Origin of the sequence: Chryseobacillus diguaensis, assembly GCF_049220665.1 — a bacterium.
In the GTDB taxonomy this organism is placed as follows: domain Bacteria; phylum Bacillota; class Bacilli; order Bacillales; family Bacillaceae; genus Metabacillus_B.
Window position 1 is genome coordinate 176,791 of the sequence record NZ_JBMKNV010000001.1, and the last position, 24,144, is coordinate 200,934.

General features: G+C 39.2%; 25 protein-coding genes and 1 pseudogene. 17 read left to right on the top strand and 9 right to left on the bottom strand.

Annotated elements, in window-relative coordinates; all coding sequences use genetic code 11:
• Positions 1-28 precede the first annotated feature (28 nt).
• Both rnjA and ACOT8F_RS00870 read right to left on the bottom strand, forming a co-directional pair.
• The gene (rnjA, locus tag ACOT8F_RS00865) at positions 29-1,696 is read right to left on the bottom strand and encodes a ribonuclease J1 (protein WP_421649666.1); all 1,668 of its coding nucleotides are present in this window, start codon (positions 1,694-1,696) and stop codon (positions 29-31) included.
• A gap of 3 nt (positions 1,697-1,699) precedes the next feature.
• The gene (locus ACOT8F_RS00870) at positions 1,700-1,909 is read right to left on the bottom strand and encodes a DNA-dependent RNA polymerase subunit epsilon (RefSeq protein WP_421649667.1); all 210 of its coding nucleotides are present in this window, start codon (positions 1,907-1,909) and stop codon (positions 1,700-1,702) included.
• A gap of 452 nt (positions 1,910-2,361) precedes the next feature.
• Between ACOT8F_RS00870 and ACOT8F_RS00875 the strand changes: the two genes are divergently transcribed.
• Together ACOT8F_RS00875 and ACOT8F_RS00880 are read left to right on the top strand one after the other, a co-directional pair.
• Complete coding sequence (locus ACOT8F_RS00875) at positions 2,362-3,267, top strand: DMT family transporter (protein ID WP_421649668.1); 906 nt, start codon at positions 2,362-2,364, stop codon at positions 3,265-3,267.
• A 22-nt stretch (positions 3,268-3,289) separates the two neighbouring features.
• Positions 3,290-4,081: a Cof-type HAD-IIB family hydrolase gene (locus ACOT8F_RS00880; protein ID WP_421649669.1), complete on the top strand. Its 792-nt coding sequence runs from the start codon at positions 3,290-3,292 to the stop codon at positions 4,079-4,081.
• 237 nt (positions 4,082-4,318) lie between these two features.
• Here ACOT8F_RS00880 and def read toward each other — a convergent pair whose 3' ends face one another.
• Together def and ACOT8F_RS00890 are read right to left on the bottom strand one after the other, a co-directional pair.
• Positions 4,319-4,870, bottom strand: coding sequence for a peptide deformylase (gene def / locus ACOT8F_RS00885; protein WP_421649670.1), 552 nt, complete (start codon positions 4,868-4,870; stop codon positions 4,319-4,321).
• Between the two features lie 204 nt (positions 4,871-5,074).
• Positions 5,075-5,170 (bottom strand): annotated as a pseudogene (locus ACOT8F_RS00890) (YjcZ family sporulation protein); the annotation flags it as partial.
• 310 nt (positions 5,171-5,480) lie between these two features.
• Between ACOT8F_RS00890 and ACOT8F_RS00895 the strand changes: the two are divergent.
• The 5 genes from ACOT8F_RS00895 to lpdA all read left to right on the top strand — a co-directional run bounded on the left by ACOT8F_RS00895 (position 5,481) and on the right by lpdA (position 11,576).
• A complete protein-coding gene (locus ACOT8F_RS00895) occupies positions 5,481-6,140 on the top strand; it encodes a YkyA family protein (protein WP_421649671.1) in 660 nt (219 codons plus the stop codon).
• 487 nt (positions 6,141-6,627) lie between these two features.
• Positions 6,628-7,743, top strand: a complete 1,116-nt coding sequence (pdhA, locus tag ACOT8F_RS00900; RefSeq protein ID WP_421649672.1) for a pyruvate dehydrogenase (acetyl-transferring) E1 component subunit alpha — start codon at positions 6,628-6,630, stop codon at positions 7,741-7,743.
• Positions 7,744-7,746: 3 nt separating this feature from the next.
• Positions 7,747-8,724 carry an alpha-ketoacid dehydrogenase subunit beta gene (locus ACOT8F_RS00905; RefSeq protein ID WP_421649673.1) on the top strand — a complete coding sequence of 326 codons (978 nt, stop codon included), beginning with the start codon at positions 7,747-7,749 and terminating at the stop codon, positions 8,722-8,724.
• Positions 8,725-8,813: 89 nt separating this feature from the next.
• Entirely contained in the window at positions 8,814-10,160 is a 1,347-nt protein-coding gene (locus ACOT8F_RS00910; protein ID WP_421649674.1) for a dihydrolipoamide acetyltransferase family protein, read from the top strand.
• 3 nt (positions 10,161-10,163) lie between these two features.
• The gene (gene lpdA / locus ACOT8F_RS00915) at positions 10,164-11,576 is read left to right on the top strand and encodes a dihydrolipoyl dehydrogenase (protein WP_421649675.1); all 1,413 of its coding nucleotides are present in this window, start codon (positions 10,164-10,166) and stop codon (positions 11,574-11,576) included.
• Positions 11,577-11,618: 42 nt separating this feature from the next.
• Here lpdA and ACOT8F_RS00920 read toward each other — a convergent pair whose 3' ends face one another.
• On the bottom strand, positions 11,619-11,990 hold the full coding sequence (locus ACOT8F_RS00920) for a hypothetical protein (protein WP_421649676.1): 372 nt from the start codon (positions 11,988-11,990) through the stop codon (positions 11,619-11,621).
• A gap of 466 nt (positions 11,991-12,456) precedes the next feature.
• On the opposite strand from ACOT8F_RS00920, the gene ACOT8F_RS00925 reads away from it, so the two are divergent.
• Both ACOT8F_RS00925 and ACOT8F_RS00930 read left to right on the top strand, forming a co-directional pair.
• Positions 12,457-13,302 carry a polysaccharide deacetylase family protein gene (locus ACOT8F_RS00925; protein ID WP_421649677.1) on the top strand — a complete coding sequence of 282 codons (846 nt, stop codon included), beginning with the start codon at positions 12,457-12,459 and terminating at the stop codon, positions 13,300-13,302.
• A 269-nt stretch (positions 13,303-13,571) separates the two neighbouring features.
• Positions 13,572-14,189 (top strand): NUDIX hydrolase, encoded by a 618-nt coding sequence (locus tag ACOT8F_RS00930; RefSeq protein WP_421649678.1) that lies wholly within the window; start codon positions 13,572-13,574, stop codon positions 14,187-14,189.
• A 73-nt stretch (positions 14,190-14,262) separates the two neighbouring features.
• Here ACOT8F_RS00930 and ACOT8F_RS00935 read toward each other — a convergent pair whose 3' ends face one another.
• Positions 14,263-14,658 (bottom strand): DUF1885 family protein, encoded by a 396-nt coding sequence (locus ACOT8F_RS00935; RefSeq protein WP_421649679.1) that lies wholly within the window; start codon positions 14,656-14,658, stop codon positions 14,263-14,265.
• 225 nt (positions 14,659-14,883) lie between these two features.
• On the opposite strand from ACOT8F_RS00935, the gene ACOT8F_RS00940 reads away from it, so the two are divergent.
• Complete coding sequence (locus tag ACOT8F_RS00940) at positions 14,884-15,003, top strand: GapA-binding peptide SR1P (protein WP_421649680.1); 120 nt, start codon at positions 14,884-14,886, stop codon at positions 15,001-15,003.
• A gap of 95 nt (positions 15,004-15,098) precedes the next feature.
• On the opposite strand, the gene ACOT8F_RS00945 is transcribed toward ACOT8F_RS00940, so the two are convergent.
• Positions 15,099-16,571: an aminotransferase class I/II-fold pyridoxal phosphate-dependent enzyme gene (locus ACOT8F_RS00945; protein WP_421649681.1), complete on the bottom strand. Its 1,473-nt coding sequence runs from the start codon at positions 16,569-16,571 to the stop codon at positions 15,099-15,101.
• Between the two features lie 370 nt (positions 16,572-16,941).
• Between ACOT8F_RS00945 and ACOT8F_RS00950 the strand changes: the two genes are divergently transcribed.
• Entirely contained in the window at positions 16,942-17,919 is a 978-nt protein-coding gene (locus ACOT8F_RS00950) for an NAD(P)H-dependent flavin oxidoreductase (RefSeq protein ID WP_421649682.1), read from the top strand.
• Positions 17,916-18,188 carry a UPF0223 family protein gene (locus ACOT8F_RS00955; RefSeq protein WP_421649683.1) on the top strand — a complete coding sequence of 91 codons (273 nt, stop codon included), beginning with the start codon at positions 17,916-17,918 and terminating at the stop codon, positions 18,186-18,188. The genes ACOT8F_RS00950 and ACOT8F_RS00955 overlap by 4 nt, the downstream gene beginning before the upstream one ends.
• A gap of 215 nt (positions 18,189-18,403) precedes the next feature.
• On the opposite strand, the gene ACOT8F_RS00960 is transcribed toward ACOT8F_RS00955, so the two are convergent.
• Positions 18,404-19,030, bottom strand: a complete 627-nt coding sequence (locus tag ACOT8F_RS00960) for a YktB family protein (protein WP_421649684.1) — start codon at positions 19,028-19,030, stop codon at positions 18,404-18,406.
• Positions 19,031-19,288: 258 nt separating this feature from the next.
• On the opposite strand from ACOT8F_RS00960, the gene ACOT8F_RS00965 reads away from it, so the two are divergent.
• From ACOT8F_RS00965 to ACOT8F_RS00980, 4 genes are all read left to right on the top strand, one after another.
• Positions 19,289-19,477, top strand: a complete 189-nt coding sequence (locus ACOT8F_RS00965) for a hypothetical protein (protein WP_421649685.1) — start codon at positions 19,289-19,291, stop codon at positions 19,475-19,477.
• Between the two features lie 145 nt (positions 19,478-19,622).
• Positions 19,623-20,414 carry an inositol monophosphatase family protein gene (locus ACOT8F_RS00970; protein ID WP_421649686.1) on the top strand — a complete coding sequence of 264 codons (792 nt, stop codon included), beginning with the start codon at positions 19,623-19,625 and terminating at the stop codon, positions 20,412-20,414.
• Positions 20,415-20,463: 49 nt separating this feature from the next.
• A complete protein-coding gene (locus ACOT8F_RS00975; RefSeq protein WP_421649687.1) occupies positions 20,464-20,877 on the top strand; it encodes a GNAT family N-acetyltransferase in 414 nt (137 codons plus the stop codon).
• A 163-nt stretch (positions 20,878-21,040) separates the two neighbouring features.
• Entirely contained in the window at positions 21,041-21,493 is a 453-nt protein-coding gene (locus ACOT8F_RS00980) for a DUF4064 domain-containing protein (RefSeq protein ID WP_421649688.1), read from the top strand.
• A 90-nt stretch (positions 21,494-21,583) separates the two neighbouring features.
• Here the strand turns inward: ACOT8F_RS00980 and ACOT8F_RS00985 are convergent, their stop codons facing one another.
• Entirely contained in the window at positions 21,584-21,769 is a 186-nt protein-coding gene (locus tag ACOT8F_RS00985; RefSeq protein ID WP_421649689.1) for a YlaF family protein, read from the bottom strand.
• Positions 21,770-21,888: 119 nt separating this feature from the next.
• Here ACOT8F_RS00985 and typA point away from each other — a divergent pair, with 119 nt between their 5' ends.
• On the top strand, positions 21,889-23,724 hold the full coding sequence (gene typA / locus ACOT8F_RS00990; RefSeq protein ID WP_421649690.1) for a translational GTPase TypA: 1,836 nt from the start codon (positions 21,889-21,891) through the stop codon (positions 23,722-23,724).
• Positions 23,725-24,144 lie beyond the last annotated feature (420 nt).

Here is a 24,144-nt window from a genome sequence, read left to right on the forward strand (position 1 = left end):
ATAACGTTCAAGACTCTTTTTACATTTATTAAACCTCCATAATGATCGGTAAAATCATTGGACGGCGTTTTGTCTTTTCATATAGGAATGGTGCAAGAGTGTCAGTAATCTCGTTTTTAATTTCTGACCATTGGCTCGTTTTGCGCTCCATAACCTTATTTAAATGTTTTGTAATAAGGTCTTGAGCATCATTGATTAAATCACCGGATTCACGCATGTAGACGAAGCCGCGGGAGATCAAATCCGGTCCAGCTGAAATTCGGAATTCTTTCATATTGATGCTGACAACAACAATAACCAATCCTTCTTCAGAAAGTATGCGGCGGTCGCGCAATACAATATTTCCGATATCTCCAATACCGCTTCCGTCAATATAAACGGACCCGGAAGGAATTTTGCCTGTTACACCAGCTTCTTTATCCCCAAGCGCTAAAACTTCACCATTGTCCATGATAAAGCAGTTTTCTTCTGGTACCTGGCAATCTACAGCAAGCTTTGTATGCATCTTCTGCATTCTGTACTCACCGTGGATTGGCATGAAGTATTTAGGCTTGATAAGGCGAAGCATCAGCTTTTGCTCTTCTTGTCCGCCATGTCCTGATGTATGAATATCGCTCAAAGGCCCATGAATGACTTCCGCTCCGGCACGGAAAAGCTGATTAATGGTTCTGCTTACACTTATTGTATTTCCTGGAATTGGTGAAGAAGAGAAAACAACCGTATCTCCAGGAATGATTTGAATTTGCCGGTGTGTTCCGTTTGCAATACGGGAAAGGGCAGCCATCGGCTCTCCTTGGCTTCCTGTACAGAGAATCGTTACCTTGTTTGCAGGCATTCTATTGATTTCATTCGGTTCAACGAATGTGTCCTTAGGACAGCGGATGTAGCCCAGTTCACGGCCTATTTCAATCGCTGCTTCCATGCTGCGCCCAAATACGGCAATTTTCCTGTTCATTGTTACAGCTGCCTCAACAACTTGCTGAAGACGATGAATATTGGAAGCAAATGTAGCAAAAATAATTCTGCCATCTACTTTTCTGAAAACTTCGTGAATGCTTTCTCCAACCTTTCGTTCTGACATAGTGAAATTAGGTATTTCACTATTCGTACTGTCAGAAAGAAGACAAAGCACTCCCTCTTTTCCGATTTCAGCCATTTTAGTCAAGTTGGCTGGTTCTCCAACTGGTGTAAAATCGAATTTGAAATCACCCGTATGTACAATGTTTCCAGGAGGTGTCTTAACAACAATACCATATGAATCCGGAATACTATGAGTCGTACGGAAAAATGTAACCGCTGTTTTACGGAATTTAATAATGTCCTCTTCCTGAATTTCAATCAGCTTTGCTGAACGAAGAAGACCATGTTCTTCAAGCTTGTTTTTAATAAGGCCGAGAGCCAATTTTCCGCCGTAGATTGGAATATTCACTTGTCTTAATAGATAAGGAATACCGCCAATGTGGTCTTCGTGACCATGTGTTACAAACAATCCCTTGATTTTGTCCTCATTTTTTACGAGGTAGGAATAATCCGGGATTACATAGTCAATTCCAAGCAATTCCTCTTCTGGGAATTTAATGCCGGCATCAATGAGGATAATTTCATCTTGAAATTGTACTCCGTACGTATTTTTGCCGATTTCGCCCAATCCTCCGAGAGCGAAAACGCCAACTTGATCATTTTTTACAAATTTCATCTATCATAGCTCCAATACTTTATAGTTTTCGCTTTTTTCTTCATATTGAAGATAGGCACCTTTTAGTGCTTCAACATATTCAATATTATAAAGACGGTCTTTAAGGTGGAAGCGAACCTCGCGTTCATAGTCAGCTTTCACATAAAGTGTTTTTGTTTTTTCCCTAACAGGAACTTCCGATGCACTTTCTTGGTAATAAACCTTGTAAATCATTTGCCAAATCTCTCCTTAGCTACCGTTTGTTAGACTAACTTGTTCTATTATATTAGATTCTCATCCGTAAGAAAAGGGGGTCGGCCTCATCCGAAGGTGAGTACCTGACCCCTAGGCTATGGATTTTCTTTTTAAAAGATGTTTCCACTGATATCTAATTTTCTTCCGAAGCCTTCGCAGCAAGGGTTATCACTCCTTTTTCATGACTTGTCCCGAGAAGAATCGCTTCCGTTTCAATTTATCTCTCTTATCTCTATTATATGAAAAAAAACCTTCATCTTTCATGGGTATTAGTGGAAATTTATTCTTTTACAGAATTATTTTGAACTTCTTTTGTGATTGAAAAAACTGTTTTCTAAATTTTTAACCAAGAAAGCTCCAATCATCTGATTGACAAAAATTTCTTGATCTTATAGGTTTAAAATAGACTTCGTTTCGAGAGGGCGTTATGAATGAAAAAACTGTATGCTTCTTTATTAGGTTTAAGTCTCATTTGGGGAACTTCTTTTTTATTTATTAAACTTTTAGTGCCCACCCTTGGGCCGCTTGGCACTGTATTTGGCAGATGTCTTTTCGGAGCTTTTGCTTTATTGCTTATTATGGTGCTTTTCAAGGCAAGAGAGCTTATGCAGCTGAAAAAAATGCCTTGGCTTCCCATTGTGCTGGTTTCGCTTTTTAACAATGCTGTCCCTTGGCTTCTAATAGCCTACAGTGAAACCAAAATTACTAGCAGTCTTGCTTCTGTCATTAATGCTTCCACTCCAATCTTTACAGTTATTGTTGGAAGCCTGTTTTTTGCTTCCCGTCTGAAATTCTGGCAGTGGGGCGGAATTTTTACCGGCTTTATAGGAATTTTGGTTATTCTTAATTTAAATGTAGAGCAATTTTTGAAAGAAAACTTGCTGGGGGCAGGTACAATGCTTGGTGCCACACTTTGCTATGGAATAGGAGCACATATGGCAAAACGGTATCTGAATGGAATATCAGTCATGATGACATCGTTCAGCACACTGTTTGTTTCAGCAATCTTTTCATTTGTTTTCATCCTCTTCACAGATCAATCCGTCCTATCTCAGCTGTTTGAATGGAAAATATTTTTTTCACTCATTGGGCTCGGTGTTTTTGGCTCTGGTATTGCCTATTTGTTATATTATTATATGGTGAAAGAGGGAGGAGCAGAATTTGCATCCCTAGTTACATATATTGTCCCGGTTTCAGCGATTATTTGGGGGTTTTTCCTTCTCGGAGAAAAAATAACTGCCAATATGATAGCAGGTTTATTGCTCGTATTCTCTGGCATTTACCTTATCACATTTAAATCGGGACAACAGAAGATACAGGAAAAAAAGACAGCATGAAAAGGAAAGGGAGAAGATGCTGATGAAAGAAAAAGTGATATTCTTTGATATTGACGGGACCTTGCTTGATTTTGATAAAAAAATTCCTGAATCCACAAAAAAAGCCGTTCAGGATTTAAAAAATGCAGGACATCATGTAGCTATTGCAACAGGAAGAGCGCCATTTATGTTTGCTGATCTGCTTGAGGAACTGCAGATTAATTCCTTCGTTTCATTTAACGGCCAGTATGTCGTTTTTGAGGGGAATGTAATTTACAAAAATCCTCTAAGCAGCAAAACGCTTGAAAACGTGCTCGAGTTTTCCAGTGAGTCTGGGAATCCGCTCGTATTTATGAACAATGAAACTATGATGGCTACTGTTGAAGATCATCCTTATATTCATGAAAGCATGGGTACTTTGAAGTTTGGGCATCCGAAATTTGATCCTGATTTCTTCAAAAACCATGAAATATACCAAACGTTGCTGTTCTGTGATATTGGTGAAGAAGAAAAATACAAAAAATATGAAGATTTGAATTTTATCCGCTGGCATCATTTAGCAACAGATATCCTTCCAATGGGAGGTTCAAAAGCGGAAGGAATTAAAAAGCTCATTAGCCGCCTGAAATTTGAAAAAGAAGATGTATATGCGTTTGGCGATGGATTAAATGACCTTGAAATGATCAAATTTGTCGGTACTGGGGTTGCGATGGGCAATGCTGAAGAAAAGCTGAAGGAACTTGCTGATTTCATTACTAAACCAGTTGATGAAGACGGGATTGCTTATGCAGTCGAAAAGCTTGGTCTGCTAAAGCAGGAACCTGCCCAATCATGAAATGGATTCCATAAAAAACCGCATTTCCTTTTTGTAAGGGAATGCGGTTTTTTAAATAGGCTCTTTTCTTAAACTTGGTTGTTATTTCTTTCATTTAAGTGAAATTAGAGCAATAGTACATTAGAAATTTTAAGAAAAGATGCCACGAAGCTAATCTTTAAGTGTGTTTTAAACCTATGAATTGCAACAATCTTTGCGAAAACAGCATTTTAAATAAAACATTAGCATGAAATACCTTCAACGCTCTATCGGCACGCTGCCTTCAGGTGATATGAAGGGATCTTCTTCATTCATATGGTCATAGAACATGATTCCGTTAAGATGGTCGATTTCATGCTGAAATACAATAGCAGGAAATCCTTTTAGACGAAGATCAATTTCCTCACCTTCAAGGGTGGTAGCTTTCACTCTGATTTTTGCATACCTTGGAACATAACCGGGTACTGGCCGATCCACTGATAGGCAGCCTTCTCCGCTTGTTAAATAGCTTTTTTGAACAGAGTGACTGACAATTTTAGGGTTGAATAATCCAAAGCTATACCATTTGCCGTTATCTTCAGCATGAATGGCGATCATTCGCTTAGGTACATTTATTTGCGGGGCAGCAAGTCCCACACCTGGACGCAAATTGTATTTCTCTGCCATTTCAGGATCCTGGCTGTTCACCAAAAATTCATGCATTTTTTTTAAAGTCTCTATATCTTCTTTTGAAGGAGGGAGAGGGACCTTTTCAGCTCTTTCTCTTAAAGTTGGATGACCTTCTCTTATGATGTCTTCCATTGTCAACAAGACGACCACTTCCTTTCAGGGCGTTAACAGTACTTATCATTATAATGGATTGTTTTCAAAACGAAAAGAATCCTCTAATTTCTGCTTTTATGTAGTGGTCAAAAAAATTTACACCACAAACGAAGAGACCAATTACAACGAACATGGGAAGCCATAAAAAGCAAAAAACACGGCAGCTTACCTTGTAAACTGCCGAAGTTTTTGTTAGCAGCCGCCTAGATATGCTGCTCCAACAATGATTAAAAGGATAAACAATACAACGATCAAGGCAAATGTACGTCCATAACCATACCCACCAGAACCATAACCGCCGCATGCAGGATAACAGCCATATCCTCCGTAACCGTACATATAATTCGACCTCCCTTGTCATTACGCTCTTGCTTCGAGCGTCTGATATAACATATGTTTCCGGGTTGAATGTGTATAGTCATATGCCCAGATTTCCGAACTTTATCCTGGGACAGGGGTCTAATCACTGGGACAGGCTCATAATTATGAACGTGGGACAAATGGTCTGTTTCGAAAATGTTTTCCTGCATGTATTGTCATAATGGAATTAACCTTTTATAGTAGTATTGTCAATAGTTAGGGGGAAATGTTGGTGTTTATGAAAAGAAAGTTGTTTGGGGTATGCTCTTTATTCATACTGACGGCTTTAATTTTATCTGCTTGCTCAGGAAACTCGCCTGCTGATAAAATTTATGAGAGTCTGGAAAAGGTTGTAACGCTTGAAAATCCTTTCAAAGAGCAGCAGAAGCCTCTTATGGATAGCGAGCAAAAGGAAAATCAGCTGTATAACAAAATTGTTGCGCTTGGAATGAAGGATTACAGTCAAATTGTTACCTTGTCGAAGCAAGCTCTTGTATTAGTCGATGACAGAGAGAAGAGAATTGAGAAAGAACATGACAGCATGAAGAATTCCCACGCTGAATTCAAAAAAGCTGAAGCTGAAATGAAGAATTTGGATAAAGCTGACCCTAAGAAAAAAGCTGAAGAAATAAAGCAGCTGATGAACGAGCGCTACAATTCTTATGAAAAGCTTTATACTTCCTATAAAGAGGCAGCCTCTTTGGACAAAACTCTCTATACGTTATTTCAGAAAAAAGATTTGAAATTAGCTGAACTCGAGGATTACATTAACAAAATCAACCAAAGCTATCAGAAAGTCATTGAAGAAAATAAACAATTTAATGAATACACAAAACAATATAATGAGCAGAAGAAAGAATTTTACAAAGCAGCAGGACTTAAAACCGACGCTAAATAGCTGGATGTTCGTTTTACCAAATTTCGACCATCCTTTGAATAATGAAATAAACGAAAAAAAGAGCAGCAAAAGAACTGCTCTTTTTTTGTGTTTTTTAGGAGAACTTAACCATGACAAAATGGGTGACATTATTGTAGTACAGATCTCTGAATTGTATTAATACAGATTATTATTTATGATTCATATCTAATCTGAAATACATATATTATACATGTTTAAAGCAATTGACGAAAAGTTTTGAGAGGTGTAAACTATGACTGTGCGTAAGCAAGTTGTATTAATTAACCTTATTGTTATATGAATACAGTTTGCAGATTGACAGATGATCCTTACATAGAAGATGGTTCATTCTTGACACAGGGGCAATTAGGCTGTGGAAAGTATAAAAAGTTGTGTCATCAAATGTTAATCGGGGTAACCTAAACTGTATATGCCAAAATCATCTTGTTATTCACTGTTTAAAAGAAAGGAAGAGGTGACTTATTAGATGGCTGAAAAAACAAAAAAATCTGTCATTGACAGCAAAAAGCAGTACGAAGCAATTGCAAAGCAGTTCGAAACGTTCCAAATTCTTAACGAAAAGGGCGAGGTCGTTAATGAAGCTGCAATGCCTGATTTAAGTGACGACCAATTAAAAGAATTAATGAGCCGCATGGTTTATACACGTATTCTTGATCAGCGTTCCATTTCTTTGAACCGCCAGGGACGCCTTGGTTTCTATGCACCAACTGCAGGACAGGAAGCATCTCAGCTAGCATCCCAGTTTGCTCTGGAAAAAGAGGATTTCATTCTGCCTGGATACCGTGATGTCCCTCAAATTATCTGGCATGGCCTTCCTTTATATCAAGCATTCTTGTTCTCCCGCGGTCATTTCCATGGTAATCAGATGCCGGACGATCTGAATGCGCTATCACCGCAAATCATTATCGGTGCCCAGTATATTCAGACTGCCGGTGTAGCTCTTGGACTGAAAAAACGCGGCAAAAAAGCAGTTGCTATTACATACACAGGTGATGGCGGTGCTTCACAAGGTGATTTCTACGAAGGTATTAACTTTGCAGGTGCTTTTAAAGCTCCGGCGATTTTCATTGTCCAAAATAACCGTTACGCTATTTCAACTCCTGTTGAAAAACAATCTGCTGCAGGCACAATTGCACAAAAAGCAGTAGCAGCTGGTATTGCAGGAATCCAGGTTGACGGCATGGATGCACTTGCAGTTTACGCAGCTGTAGCGGAAGCACGCGAGCGCGCAGTAAACGGTGAAGGCCCGACTTTGATTGAAACTCTTACGTTCCGTTATGGACCTCATACAATGGCCGGCGATGATCCAACCCGTTACCGCACAAAAGATATCGAAAACGAGTGGGAAGAAAAAGATCCGCTTGTCCGTTTCCGTAAATTCCTTGAAAATAAGGGAATTTGGAATGAAGAAGAAGAAAATAAAGTGATCGAACAAGCAAAAGAAGAAATTAAAGAAGCAATCAAAAAAGCAGATGCTTATCCTAAACAGAAGGTAACTGACTTGATGGAGATCATGTATGAAGAATGGCCTCTAAATCTGAAAGAGCAATATGAAATTTATAAAGAGAAGGAGTCGAAGTAAGCCATGGCGCAAATGACAATGATTCAGGCAATCACTGATGCGTTACGCACAGAGTTAAAAAATGACGAAAATGTTCTCGTTTTTGGAGAAGACGTTGGCGTCAATGGCGGCGTATTCCGTGCAACAGAAGGATTGCAAAAAGAATTTGGCGAAGATCGCGTGTTTGATACACCGCTTGCTGAATCCGGAATCGGCGGACTTGCACTTGGCCTGGGTTTACAAGGCTATCGTCCGGTTGCTGAGATTCAATTCTTTGGTTTCCTTTTTGAAGTAATGGATTCTATTGCCGGCCAAATGGCGCGCATGCGCTACCGTTCTGGCGGGAGATGGACTTCACCTGTTACAATCCGTTCACCATTTGGCGGCGGTGTACATACACCTGAAATGCATGCTGACAGCCTTGAAGGTCTGATGGCGCAGAGTCCAGGCGTTAAGGTTGTTATTCCATCTACACCATACGATGCAAAAGGTCTTTTAATAGCTTCTATTCGCGATAATGACCCTGTTATTTTCCTTGAGCATATGAAGCTTTATCGTTCTTTCCGCCAGGAAGTTCCTGAAGAAGAGTACACAATTGAGCTTGGTAAAGCAGAAGTGAAAAGAGAAGGAACAGATCTTTCAATTATTACTTATGGTGCGATGGTCCACGAATCTCTTAAAGCTGCAGAAGAGCTTGAAAAAGACGGTGTATCAGCTGAAGTTATTGACCTTAGAACTATACAGCCTTTAGACATTGAAACTATTATTGCTTCTGTTGAAAAAACAGGCAGAGCAATTGTGGTTCAGGAAGCACAGAAGCAAGCGGGAATTGCTGCAAATGTTGTTGCAGAAATCAACGACCGTGCGATTTTAAGCCTTGAAGCTCCAGTGCTTCGTGTAGCTGCTCCTGACACAGTATTCCCTTTCTCCCAAGCTGAAGGCGTATGGCTTCCAAATTACAAAGATGTTTTGGAAACAGCAAAAAAAGTTCTTGAATTTTAATAGATACTTATAAAAGAAAAACAGATAAGGGATCAGCAGGCTGGTTCCTTATCTATCCTTATTCACATAAAACAGGAGGTTGACTGCCCGTGTCATTCGAATTTAAAATGCCGGATATCGGTGAAGGAATCCATGAGGGTGAAATCGTAAAGTGGTTTGTTAAAGCTGGCGATGAAGTAAATGAAGATGATGTGCTGGCTGAAGTGCAAAACGATAAAGCCGTAGTTGAAATCCCATCTCCAGTAAAAGGGAAAGTCATAGAAGTAAAAGTTGAAGAGGGTACAGTAGCGACTGTTGGACAAACTCTTATTTCTTTTGATGCTCCTGGATATGAGGACCTGCAATTTAAAGGTGATCATGGAGATGAGCCTAAAAAAGAAGAAAAGACAGAAGCTCAAGTTCAATCAACTGGTGAAGCAGGCCAGGATGTGAAAAAAGAAGAAACTCCTAAAGCGGAAACAGATGCTCCAACAGGTGCAGGTGCGCAGGACCAGGCAGATGCTGATCCAAACAAACGTGTTGTTGCAATGCCTTCAGTGCGTAAATATGCACGTGAAAAAGGCGTAAATATCCGTCAGGTAAATGGTTCTGGAACAAATGGCCGAGTATCAAAAGAAGATATTGATGCTTTCCTTGAAGGCGGCAGCAAACAAGCAGAAGCTCCTGTACAGCAAGAAAGCAAACAGGAAGACACTGCAAGCAAACCAGCAGCAGTGAGCATTCCAGAAGGTGAAATGCCTGAAACAAGAGAAAAAATGTCTGGAATCCGAAAAGCGATTGCTAAAGCTATGGTTAATTCCAAACATACTGCTCCTCACGTAACTCTAATGGATGAAGTAGATGTGACAAACCTTGTTTCTCACAGAAAGCAATTCAAAGGTGTTGCAGCCGAGCAGGGAATTAAGTTAACATATTTACCGTACGTAGTGAAAGCACTTACTTCTGCACTTAAGAAATTCCCTGTTCTTAATACATCTATCGATGATAAAACAGAAGAAATCGTACAAAAACATTATTACAACATCGGAATCGCGGCTGACACTGAAAAAGGTCTGCTTGTACCGGTTGTTAAAAATGCAGAACGCAAATCTGTATTTGAAATTTCTGATGAAATCAACAGCCTTGCTTCTAAAGCACGCGAAGGCAAATTGGCTTCTAACGAAATGAAAGGTGCTTCTTGCACAATCACAAACATTGGTTCAGCTGGCGGACAATGGTTTACTCCAGTTATCAATCATCCAGAAGTTGCAATCCTTGGAATTGGACGCATTGCTGAGAAAGCAATTGTACGTGATGGAGAAATCGTTGCTGCACCGGTACTTGCATTATCTTTAAGCTTTGATCACCGCATCATTGACGGTGCTACAGCACAGAATGCTCTTAACCACATCAAGCGTTTACTGAATGATCCACAACTAATTTTAATGGAGGCGTAATCGATGGTAGTAGGAGATTTCCCTATTGAAACAGACACTCTCGTCATCGGTGCAGGTCCTGGCGGCTATGTAGCTGCCATCCGTGCTGCACAGCTTGGACAAAAAGTAACAATTGTAGAAAAAGGCAATCTTGGCGGTGTATGCTTGAATGTTGGATGTATCCCGTCTAAAGCTTTAATCTCTGCTGGGCATCGATTTGAAAATGCGAAGCACTCAGAAGATATGGGTATTAAAGCTGAGAATGTTACAGTCGACTTTTCTAAAGTCCAAGAATTCAAATCAGGTGTTGTAAAAAAATTAGTCGGCGGTGTTGAAGGATTGCTAAAAGGCAATAAAGTAGACATCGTCCGCGGTGAAGCTTATTTCATTGATAATGAGTCCCTTAAAGTAATGGATGATAATTCTTCCCAAACGTACAAATTTAAAAATGCAATTATTGCGACGGGATCCCGTCCGATCGAAATTCCTGGATTTAAGTTCTCTAAACGGGTTCTTGACTCTACTGGAGCATTAAACCTTCAGGAAGTACCTAACAAAATCGTCGTTATCGGTGCTGGTTATATCGGTACTGAGCTAGGAACAGCTTATGCTAACTTTGGCACAGAAGTTGTTTTCATTGAAGCTATGGACGACATGCTAATGGGCTTTGAAAAACAAATGAGCTCTCTTGTTAAACGCAACTTGAAGAAAAAAGGCAACGTTGAAATTTTCACAAAAGCGAAAGCAAAATCTGTTGAAGAAACAGAAAACGGCGTTAAAGTGACTTATGAAGCGAATGGTGAAGAGCAGACTGTTGAAGCTGACTACTTGCTTGTAACTGTTGGTCGCCGTCCGAACACAGATGAGCTTGGACTTGAGCAAGTTGGAATTGAAACAACTGAACGCGGCTTGATTAAAATCGACAAACAAGCACGCACAAATGTCTCAAACATCTTTGCAATTGGTGATATCGTTGAAGGACCGCCTCTTGCACATAAAGCTTCTTACGAAGGTAAAATTGCTGCTGAAGCTATTGCTGGAGAACCGTCTGAAATAGATTACCTTGGTATTCCCGCTGTAGTATTCTCAGAACCGGAACTCGCTTCTGTAGGATATACTGAAGCAAGCGCTAAAGAAGAAGGTCTTGAAGTTAAAGGAGCTAAATTCCCATTTGCTGCAAATGGACGTGCTCTCTCTCTTAACGAAACAGATGGTTTCCTTAAGCTTATAACAGAAAAAGACACAGGAATCGTTGTAGGTGCTCAAATTGCAGGTGCAAATGCATCTGACATGATCTCTGAGCTTGGTCTTGCTATCGAAGCAGGTATGACTGCTGAAGATATTGCTATGACAATCCACGCGCATCCAACATTGGGAGAAATCACAATGGAAGCTGCAGAAGTAGCTCTTGGAAGCCCGATTCATATCATTAAGTAATAAAAGAGAAACCCCCGGCCTAATAGCCGGGGGTTTCCTTTTTTAATTAGAGAGAGCTTTCGTAATTGGCCTGACGATTTCTTCCTTTGATTTAACAAATCCATTAATTTTAACAATGACCTGATTGTTGTCAATGACCACAAGTGAAGGAAACGTATGATTTTGGAGGGGATTCTTTTGTTCTGTCTGATAGACCTTCATTTGACGAACTTCCTTCGGATACTTTTGTTTAATGTCCAAAAGAGCATCATAATATTTTGTTTCTTTATCAATATTTTCCTCATCTGAAAAAAAGAAAATCTGTTTATCTTTTGCCTTAATTCTGCCATTTGACGGGGAAGCGAAATCATAAGCAGAGCAAGATGTTAGAAAAAGGACCGGCATTATAATAGTAATGAGTGCAAAACGTGCCAAATAGCCCACCTCTTTAATATTTCCATTTAACTAATAACCTTCCGCGGTTATCTTGGATTTTATTTCAAAAAACATTCGAAATATAGGTATCCCTCTAAATTAGTCCCATTTTATCACAGTTTTTCAGCAATCTATTTACTGTTACCTATTTGTTACAAAATTGAAAAATACCTATTTGACTAGAAATGTAATTTGTTTCTTTTTTTGAAGGCTCTTTTCTTAAACTTTGTTGCTTTTTCATCTAATTTAATGAATTCTGATCCGGTATACCTCTGCGAATTTTAAGAACAAATGCCACGAGGATAAATCTTTATACGTGTTTTAAGCCCATACGAATAGAAATAATCTTTGCGAAAACAGCCTTAAGTAAAAAAAAATTTTTTCGAGTGAAACATGCCCTATTTCAATTTGGAATGGAGAAGGCTTATTATATAGATAGAGGTAAATTACTTTCTGGGGGATTATCATGAAGAAAACTCATTACATGGCTATACCTTTAGCTGCAATGCTATGCTTTTTTGCAGCAGGCTGCCAGCCGCACATATCTTTAGGTACGGCCGCAGACAAGCAAAGTGATGAAAAAAGCAATAAGCCAGCTCAATTAGAAAAAAAGGACACACATAAAACTGACGTCAAGAATGAAGCTAGAGCACCTAAAAAAATTATTACCCAAAAACCTCCAAAATATGAAGTGTCACCGGTCAATTGGACCATTAAACCTCTAGATAAAAAAACAAATAAAAAAGTCGCGCTATTAACGATTGATGACGCCCCAGACAAACATGCTCTTGAAATGGCCAAAACATTAAAAGCATTAAATGTAAAAGCAATCTTTTTTGTAAACGGACATTTTATTGATGAAGAAAAAGAAAAACAGGTTTTGAAGGAAATCCATGATATGGGTTTTGTCATTGGAAACCATACTTATCATCATTTGGAATTAAAAGGATTGCCTGCTGGAAAGCAAAAAGAGGAAATTTTAAAATTAAATGAAGCTGTAGAAAAAATTATCGGGGAAAAGCCGAAATTTTTCAGAGCGCCGTTTGGCATTAATACAGATGTCAGCAGAAAACTCGTTGCAGATGAAAAGATGAAATTAATGAACTGGACGTTTGGCTATGACTGGAACAAAGAATATCAAAATAAAGAGGCATTGACAAAAATTATGAAAGATACACCGTATTTGGCAAATGGCTCTATTATATTGATGCATGACAGAAAATGGACAAGTGAAGCTTTGAAAGATATTGTTTTGAATCTAAAAGCAAAAGGTTTTGAAATTGCTGATCCCCATACAATTAAAACGGACTGATAAAAAAAGAGGATATAGTGTGAATCACTAGAACGCTTATCCTCTTTTTTCATACATATTTATAGAGGCTCTTTTCTAAAACTTTATTGCTTTTCCCCTAAATAAATGAATTTTGAACAACGATACACCTGATAATTTTAAAAAGATGACACAAAGCTTATCTTGATGCATGTTCTAAACGCATAGGAATTGCAGCAATTTTGGCGAAAACAGCCTTTATAGAAATCAAAAAGCAACCAATATTCAAAGATATGCAGGAGGCGCAGAGTATGAGCCATAAATGGCTTGAATGGGCGAAACAAATACAGTCGTTGTCACAAGCTGGTCTTGCTTATTCAAAGGATGTTTACGATTTAGAAAGGTTTGAGCTCCTGAGAAGAATCAGTATGGAAATTATGACAGAATACACAGATACAACATTTGAAACTGTGAAAGAATTATTTGCAAATGAAACAGGATATCAAACACCGAAAGTAGACGTCAGAGGTGTCATTTTTAAAAATAGCCAGATTCTCATGGTGAAGGAGGCAACAGACGGTCTATGGTCGCTGCCGGGAGGATTTGGGGACATTGGACTGTCACCTGCTGAAGTAGCGGTGAAAGAAGTCAGGGAGGAAACTGGCTTTGAGGCAGAAACCGTAAGGCTGCTTGCTGTTTTGGACAAAAAAAATTATAATCACCCTCCGTCCCCATATCATATTTATAAACTGTTTATACTATGCAGCATTACCGGAGGCCAAGCAGCTACAGGAATTGAAACAGAAGATGTGCGCTTCTTCTCTGAGAATGAGCTGCCGCCATTGTCGACCGGCAGGATTACGGAAGAACAAATAAAACTTATGTTTCAATTTTATCATCATCCTGAGAAGGAAACGGTTTTTGATTAGCACCTGTTTTCGAAAAGCTATTAAGAATAAAACTCACCGTATTTCTCTCAAGGAGTACGGTGAGTTTTATTTTCTAGGCATATTGATGAATGATTTTCCCGCTGAATAAATGAAGCTCAGCTTTTAATTTTCTGGCAAGGAATTTGCATAATTCATTCGCCTTCGATTTATCTGCATATGTAGAGCTCTGGGGAAGGATAATCTGAATAAAAGAACATTGAGTTTCCTGATCTTCACCAACAGCGATAATAAACCTGTTGTAGCCACGTTCAGAAGATTTCAGCTCAGCATACCCCTCATGGCTTTCAATACTATAGGGAAAGGCAGCTGCACCATAATTCCAGTCAAGCTGATCGCCCGTCTTGCTAGTAATTTCTTTATAGTAAGTAAGGTAATCAATGGTTTCCTTAAGTGTTATTCTGCTTTTCTCAGACGAAGAAAGCAGTTTAATGGTTGCTCTTGTATCCACTTTAGCATCCCCATTTCTGATTGTTCTGATAACTTTACTATTCACCTGTTCAAGTAATAATGCAATAAAAAAGTAGAAAAAAATCATTAAATTTTTAATATGACATACTATTTGGGCTTGACGAACAGAATGTGCCATATTAATATGTAATTAATCAATTAATTAAAACGCTTTCAATGTTTGCAGTTTGAGAGTTTGTGATTCTTTTAAAAAGGGGATGGGAAGATGGGAACGATCGTATGTAAAGAATGCAATAGTACAATCAGCCATTTCGATGATGAGAAAGTATCAACTCTTTACGGTAAATGCAGCGATTGCGATGAAGAAAAGAAGGATAGAAGATAAATACAATTAAGGGGTTAAATAAATAAAGGGATCCAAAAAAGCATGCAGGTATTTCTGCATGCTTTTTTGATGTCAGAATGACCAATCACGAGCTGTTATCGAATGGCCTTCCGTTCTTTAATTACCCTTAAATAACGCAAAGTGGGATCTTCTGGACCTTGGACAGGGAGTCCTGCATCAAGATTTTCACCTATATAATCAAGATTTTCAGCTGTAATGATTTCGCCTGGTATAAAAATTGGAATTCCCGGCGGATAAACCATAATAAATTCAGCAATGATCCGGCCGGCAGATTCTTCAAATGGAACGATTTCGGTATCTGCATAAAACGCATCTCTTGGTGTTAATGCAAGAACAGGAATATCTGGGAGAAGAACAGTAGGTACGACAGATTCTTTGCTATAATGCTTAAAATGGTCTGAAATTTTCTTTAAGGCTTGAACAAGCCTGCCTGTCTCGTATTCTGTATCTCCAGGAGTTATGATGCAAAGAATGTTGTACAAATCAGATAGCTCAACCTCAATTTGCTCGTTTTCTCTCAGCCACTTTTCAACTGCATAGCCTGTTACACCGAGCTCCTTAACAGATATAGTCAGTTTTGTAGGATCATAACTGAACGTTGCTTTCGTTCCGAGTATTTCTTCCCCGACACAATGCAGATGATCAATTTCGTTAATTTTTCTTCTCGTTTCATTTGCAAGCTTTATGCTCGTATCAATTAATGCTCTTCCTTCTGTTGCAAGCCTTTTTCTGGCTACATCAAGAGAGGCAAGCAGCAGGTAAGAGGTGGAGGTTGTTGTCATCATGCTCAGGATGGATTGAACCCTTTGGGCAGATACAAGACCTTCTCTTACATTTAAAATAGAGCTTTGTGTAAGGGAGCCGCCAAGTTTATGAACACTTGTAGCAGCCATATCAGCACCAGCCTGCATGGCTGACATAGGAAGATCCTCATGGAAATGAATGTGAACCCCATGTGCCTCATCTACAAGAACCGGAACATGGAAGGAATGGGCTATTTCAACAATCTGTTCAAGGTCGGCAGAAATGCCAAAATAAGTTGGGTTAATGACAAGCAGACCTTTTGCATCAGGATGCTGTTCGAGTGCACTTTGAACAGCTTCTGTCGTAATTCCATGGGAGATTCCTAATTCTTTATCAATGTCCGGGTGAATAAAAACAGGAACAGCACCTGAAAAAACGATGGCTGTCATAACAGATTTATGCACATTTCTAGGAACGATAATTTTATCTCCAGGTCCGCAAACAGCCATAACCATCGTCATGATAGCGCCGCTTGTGCCTTGAACTGAAAAAAAGGTATAATCTGCATTGAAAGCTTCAGCTGCAAGCTCCTGGGCTTCTTTTATAATCCCTCTTGGAGAATGAAGATCATCAAGAGGTCCAATATTTATCAGGTCCATTTTCAGAGCATTTTCACCAATGAAATTCCTGAATTCAGGATCCATGCCTGCTCCTTTTTTATGGCCTGGAATGTGAAATTGAATAGGGTTTTTTTCAATATGCTTTAATAATCCTGTGTATAAGGGAGTATCATATTGCGACAATTTTTTATCCACCTTCTTTTAATGCTTTTTTCATATGGCTTTTTTCTAAAACTTTGCTGCATTTTCATCTTAATAAATGAATTACGCACAATCTTCAAACGTGTTCTGAACACATACGAACAGCAGCTATCTTTCTAGAAAACAGCCTTTCATAAGGCTCTTTTTATCGTTTTGCTGCTTTATCATTCTTAATTGAACAGATCAGTCTTCTTTTAAAAAGCGGTTTTAAATTTATGAGTTATTCCGATAAAACAAACTGAATTATAACACTATCTGAACTCTTTGAAAAGATAATCTGAAAATCGTGAAAAGAAGTTTGAAAAGGAATTAGAGGATAAGGGAAGAAGTTTATAGAGAGGGGGGAATAATCATGAAATGGAAGACACGTGTAACAGAGCTTCTTGGCATTAAATACCCAATAGTACAAGGGGGACTGGCATATCTGGCTTATGCAGAGCTGGCAGCGGCAGTTTCCAATGCAGGCGGGCTTGGACAAATAACGGCCATGACTCTTGATGGGCCTGAAGCGTTAAAAAAGGAGATTCAAAAAGTAAAAGCTTTGACTGATAAGCCATTTGGTGTTAATTTTGCAATTGGCCAGCATGGAAGGCCATATGAGGAAATGCTCGAAGCAGCACTTGAAGAAGAAGTTAGCGTTATCTCCATGACTGGCGGGAATCCTGCTCCTTTTTTTGCCAGGCTTTCGGGTGCTAACGTAAAAAAACTGGTCCTCACAGCTGCAAGAAGACAAGCAGAAAAAGCGGAGGAGCTTGGTGCCGATGCTGTCATGGTTGTTGGCCAGGAAGGCGGAGGGCATTTAGGAAGAAATGATACCGGCACCTTTGTTCTTGTACCGCAGGTCGCAGATTCTATACATATCCCTGTAATTGCATCAGGGGGCATTGGCGACGGCAGAGGGCTGATGGCTGCATTATCCCTTGGTGCTGAGGGAATTGAAATGGGGACAAGATTCATCGCTGTAAAGGAATGTGTCCATGCCCATCCTTTGTATAAAAAAGCCCTCTTAAACGGAACTGAAAATGACACAGCTGTTATTAAAAGAAGTATTGGAGCTCCAGCAAGAGCACTTGCTTCTGCTTGGACGGAAAAAATTTTGAAGCTGGAATCAGAAAATGCCGGTTATGAAGGGTTAAAGGATTATATCAGCGGAGAAGCTAACAAAAAATACATTTACGAAGGACAAGCTGAGAATGGTTTCGGCTGGGCAGGCCAGGTTACAGGACTGATCAAGGACATCCCTTCGGCAGAAGAGCTTATTCAACGAATAATGAGTGAAGCAGATGAAATTCGAAATAAATGGGGAAAAGAAAAAGAGGTGACAACATGAGCTATCAATATCCAATATCATATGAATGGAGCACAGACGAAATAATTGACATCGTCAGGTTCTTTGAATGCATTGAAAAAGCCTATGAAGGCGGAATCGAAAAAAGTGAGCTAATGAATGCGTATAAGAGCTTTAAACTTGTCGTACCAAGCAAATCGGAAGAAAAAAAGATCTGCGGTGAATTTGAAGAATCAAGCGGGTATTCTTCTTACCGAACAATTCAAAAAGCTAAAGACGGGGTCGAAGGCGAAAAAATCAAGATGCACTAGATCGCAGCCTATAAAAAGAGACTGGCGTTATATAAAGCCAGTCTCTTTTTTAAGACTCTATTCTTAAACTTTGGTGTTTTTTCATCCATTTAAGGATTATAGAGTATGGATACACTTGCAATTTTTAAGAAATGATGCTAAAAAGCTTATCTTGCGTGTTCTAAGAAAATACGAACGAATAGCAGCAATCTTTGCAAAACAGACTTTTTTAAAATTTATTTTTGAGCAAGCTGATAAAGGGGAAGAAGGTTTTGAAGCGTTTCTTCCATTTTCTTAAGCTGATCATCCCCTGATAAAGACAAAACTTCTTCCCGGGAAAGATGAACGCCGCAAAGAATTTCTGCTTTTTTGATTTCCTTCAGTCGGGTGAACATTCGAGTGAAATCCCTTTTCTTTAACTTGTTTTGTTCCATTGAATCAGGTTTGGTATGATCATCTGACCACATATATGTATCAGGTATGTTTTTCACTATTTTTGAGTAATTTTTTTCAAGTTTCCTTCCGAACTCTTCTTTAATAGGTGATTCATAAATAACGGCAAACCAAATAAATAAATGCGTTTTCCAAAGGCCGATTTGGAAATGAGGCAGTTTTTTATAGCCTCTTTTGCTGTTTGCAAAGGCAACCCATGTATCATCAGGCGGATTGACAGAACGTCTGGCATGTTTGGCCACATGCGCAATCATCTCTTCTCCTGTCCAAACAGAGAGACTAGTGGAGAAATGTTCACCAAGCGTTTCAAGTTTTGGACGAACCTTTTTGATAATGGCATTCATTCTGTTCTCTAGTCCATCTACATCAAATACTGCGAAGTCTGCTTCATTAAATCCTTCAAATTTCATGTTCATCCTCCATTATCATTTCAGTAAGCATATTTTAGCACATCTGTTCTTCCCATCAAAAGATGATGCACGTTTCAGGTTATTTGAGTTGTGGTAAATATAGAAATATAAGAACGAAATAGGTGAAAACACAATTTTTATTCCTATGTTCCCGTCGTTTCAAACTCACATAATATATAAAAAATCATATATCAAATTGCTGTTACAGCGGACGGTGTTTGGATCTAACTATATTATTTGCTGAAAGGGGCGGTAAATATGAAACAAGTGATCAAAACAGGTCAGCCCAGAGAAGTTGTTAATCGTATTGGAGTCATTAAAATGGAACTGGATTATGAGCTGTCCACTTTATTTGAAGCGATGCAGGAAAATAACGAAGAAAAAAAGAACGATTGTAAGCGCAGACTGGAAAAACTCAGAAAAGAATGGATAAAACTTCAGGCTTAGCCTAAAGCTAATGAGGTTAAACGAACCGTTATGCAGGTTCGTTTTTATCTGTGCAAAATCCCCAAAGCAAAACTTGTTTTGATAAATCTGTTCAAGTATCCTTATAAAAGCAAGGTACCTATTTAGACAAAGTGAGGGCTTACATATGACCAATTGGAAAGAGATAGATAAAAAAGCCAAAGAATGGGTAAATGAAGGAGGGCAGCGAATTCGTGAATCCTTCAACACTACTCTCTCAATCCAGACCAAATCCAATCCAAATGACCTTGTAACTAATATGGACAAGGAAACAGAACAGTTTTTTATTCAGAAAATTAAAGAACACTATCCAGAGCACCGAATTTTAGGTGAAGAAGGGTACGGGCATAAAATTGAATCACCGGAGGGGGTTATCTGGATTATAGACCCTATTGACGGTACGATGAATTTTGTCCATCAGCAGCGCAATTTTGCCATATCTATTGGGATATATGAAGATGGAATCGGCAAAATAGGCCTTATCTATGATGTTGTACATAATGAGCTTTACCATGCCGTAAAAGGGGAAGGAGCTTTCATGAACGAAATTCCTCTCCCAAAACTTGAGAAAGTATCCGTTAAAGAAGCCATCATTGCGTTAAATGCCACCTGGGTAGCAGAAAACAGAGCGATAGACCCTAAAGTGTTAGGTCCTTTAGTTAGAGATTCCAGAGGCACGCGTTCCTATGGTACCGCGGCTATTGAGCTTGCTTATGTGGCTGCTGGAAGACTGGATGCCTATATAACGATGCGTCTTGCTCCATGGGATTACGCTGCGGGGCTGATTCTTCTTGAAGAAGTAGGCGGTGTAGCGACAACTTTAAAAGGGGAGCCAATCAATATTATTGAAAAAAGCAGCTTCCTTATCGCAAAAGAAGGTTTGCATGAAGAAATTTTGAATGGCTATATATTAAAATAAAATGAGCCGGCTAGTGGCCCGTCCTCTGATGAGAGAAGAACTCACATATTTGAATAAATTAATTTCTTCCAGTCAAGAATGGGAGCAGGAAGAAATAGGCGCAAAATCAGTTGAAAGTTATTTGAAGGCTTACGATATGTATGATGGGGAATGGCTTGTTTGGCATAAAGAAGATCAGCCTATTGGGATCAGCTATCATATGGAATGGGCCCCTTCCAATGAAAAAGCTTGGCTAGGTACCATTCTTGTTGAAGCCGGTTACCGAAAAAAAGGATACGGAAAAAAAATAATTGATTCTATTGTTAACTCTTTAAAAGCAAAAGGCCATAAAGTGGTTTTCGCAGCGTGTCCAGCAGACCGGATGAATTGGGTTCACTTTATATGCCATTCAGGATTTGAACAGCTAAAAATAGAAAATAGCCAGGATGGGAAGAAATATATCATTTTGATCAGGCCTGTTTAAAAACTGCTCTATGAGCAGTTTTTAATTTTAGCTATTTTTCATCCGAATTGTAAAATTACTGGGCATTACCATTGTTTATTTGCTAACATGGAAATATGTAAAATTATAACGAATTGGCTGAAAGCAATCTTGCTGGCAGCTGCAATGGAAAGGGGAAATGTTTGTGAAACGTACGGCAGAAATTATCTTTGCAATTATCGGAGCTGTTTTGTACCTAATTACATTTGTATTAAGTATTCTCATGCTTGGCCTTAAAAACTCTCCTAGCTTTGAGCAAGGGGTTAACGAGGCAATTAAAAAGGATCCGGCTTTGTCAGACGCTAATGTTACATTTGAAAGCATCAGCAAAATTGTACAAACCTTCTCGACTTTTGTTGCCATTTCTGCCTTTATAGGACTCGTTTTAGGAATTCTTGCAATTATTTTCCTTAAAGGAAACAAAAAACCAAAAGCTGCAGGCATCCTTCTTATTGCCGGTGGAGTTGTCACAACGGTTGGTTCGATTGGATTTTCATTTTTTGGCGGGGTAGCTTATCTGATTGCTGGAATAATTGCTCTAGTCAGAAAGCCGAAAGTCTCCCTTACAGAGGAATATGCAGGAAAAGAAACGTTTTAATTTGTAAAAATATTATTAAGTTTGTTGAAATTTTTACATACTAAAATAGAGCTTAAGTGAAAAAAGCCTGGGAAACTTCCCAGGCTTTTCTTATAGTAGTCCTTTTTCACGCATTCTTTTCTTCAAGGCGAAACCACAACCCATTACGGCAAATAGGCCTATGATAGAACCAATTACTCCTAGGGCGTTTTGCATGCCAATAGAGACTGCGATCAGCATCATAAATACAACTGCCAATATGGCAAGAACGGCAAATATCCATTTTCCTAGCTTCAATTTCTACATCCCCCTGTTGTTAAAAATGTACCATATAAACAGTTTATCTAAATTCCTTCGGCTTTTCCAGCTTGTGTGGTATAATATCGAAGGTATTTGAAAATATAGGAGATGAAAATGTGAATTTAAGAAATGACATTCGCAATATTGCGATTATTGCCCACGTTGACCATGGTAAAACAACGCTTGTCGACAAGCTGCTTCACCAAGCGGGTACGTTTCGCGCAAATGAACATGTAGCTGAGCGTGCAATGGACTCAAATGATTTAGAACGTGAGCGGGGAATTACCATTCTGGCTAAGAATACAGCCATTCAATATAAAGACACTCGCATCAACATTTTGGATACTCCAGGCCATGCCGATTTTGGCGGAGAGGTTGAGAGGATCATGAAGATGGTTGATGGCGTTCTTTTGGTTGTAGACGCCTATGAGGGCTGTATGCCTCAAACCCGCTTCGTATTGAAAAAAGCACTTGAACAAAAGCTGACACCGATCGTCGTTGTCAACAAGATTGACAAAGATTCTGCCCGTCCTGAAGAAGTTGTTGATGAAGTAGTTGATTTGTTCATCGAGCTTGATGCTACAGAGGATCAGCTTGACTTCCCTGTTATCTATGCTTCAGCTGTAAATGGTACGGCAAGCATGGATGCAAGCAAGCAGGATGAAAACATGGAATGTGTTTACGAGTCTATTATCAAACATATTCCAGCACCAGTTGATAACAGCGATGAAGCTCTTCAATTCCAGGTAGCCCTTCTTGACTATAACGATTATGTAGGACGTATCGGAATTGGACGTGTTTTCAGAGGAACAATGAATGTAGGCCAGCAAGTAGCTCTTATGAAGCTTGATGGATCTGTGAAAAACTTCCGCGTAACCAAAATTCTTGGCTTCCAAGGCTTAAAACGGTTAGAAATACAAGAGGCAAAAGCAGGAGACCTTGTAGCTGTTTCAGGTATGGAAGATATCAACGTAGGTGAAACAGTATGTCCGGTAGAAAGTCAGGAAGCTCTTCCTGTACTTCGTATTGATGAACCTACTCTGCAAATGACATTCCTTGTTAACAACAGTCCGTTTGCAGGACGTGAAGGGAAATTTGTTACTTCTCGGAAAATTGAAGAACGTTTAATGCAGCAGCTCCAAACAGATGTAAGCCTGCGTGTAGAAAATACGGAATCCCCTGATGCGTGGATTGTTTCAGGACGCGGGGAACTTCATCTTTCTATCTTGATTGAGAATATGCGCCGTGAAGGATACGAGCTGCAGGTTTCCAAGCCTGAAGTTATTGTGCGTGAAATTGACGGCGTCCGCTGTGAGCCGGTAGAACGCGTTCAAATTGATGTTCCTGAAGAATACACTGGTTCTGTAATGGAATCAATCGGTGCCCGTAAAGGCGAAATGCTTGATATGATTAACAATGGGAATGGTCAAGTACGATTAATCTTTACAGTGCCTTCCAGAGGCTTAATCGGATATTCAACAGAATTCCTTTCATTGACTCGCGGATATGGTATTATTAACCACACTTATGACAGCTACCAGCCAATGCAAACTGGACATGTAGGAGGACGCCGTCAAGGTGTACTCGTTTCTATGGAAAACGGTAAATCAACTACTTACGGAATTATGGGAATTGAAGACCGTGGTATTGTGTTTGTAGAGCCGGGCACAGAGGTCTATGAAGGCATGGTTGTTGGAGAACACAACCGTGAAAACGACCTTGTTGTTAACATTTGCAGAATGAAACAGCAAACAAATGTGCGCTCTGCAACAAAGGATCAAACAGCAACAATCAAGAAACCCCGTATTCTTTCTCTTGAAGAATCTTTGGAATACTTGGGGGATGATGAGTATTGTGAAGTAACACCTGAATCCATTCGTCTAAGAAAGAAAATCCTAGACAAAAACGAACGTGAAAAAGCGGCTAAGAAAAAGAAATTGGCTGGCATTTAATCGATCGGCAATGTAGTGTAAAAGCCGCATGATTCCCTACAGAAGGAATCATGCGGCTTTTTTTCATTGAGCTGTTTTGTTGATATTGGCAAGATAAGTGCATGCAGGAGAATGAGCTCCTGGTATCGCGGAACAATTTATAAAATATAACTTTCATGCACAATCTCAACCTTTCCATTTTTAAAATTTGACCTGCGTGCGGAGGTTTTTCTGGCAGATATGGCAGAAATCTTTCCAGAACATGTCTTTACAGTATTAGTTATATTGTGCGGTATGCAAGGCGCTGTATATTATCTGTATTTCTTTATCTTTAAATAAAGGGGTAGGATTTTGAAGTTTTATTACTTGTATTTTTCGATTGACAGGTTTAAATCTAATAGATAACGACTTTTCTTTTTGAACGTCGAGAAAGTAATCCAA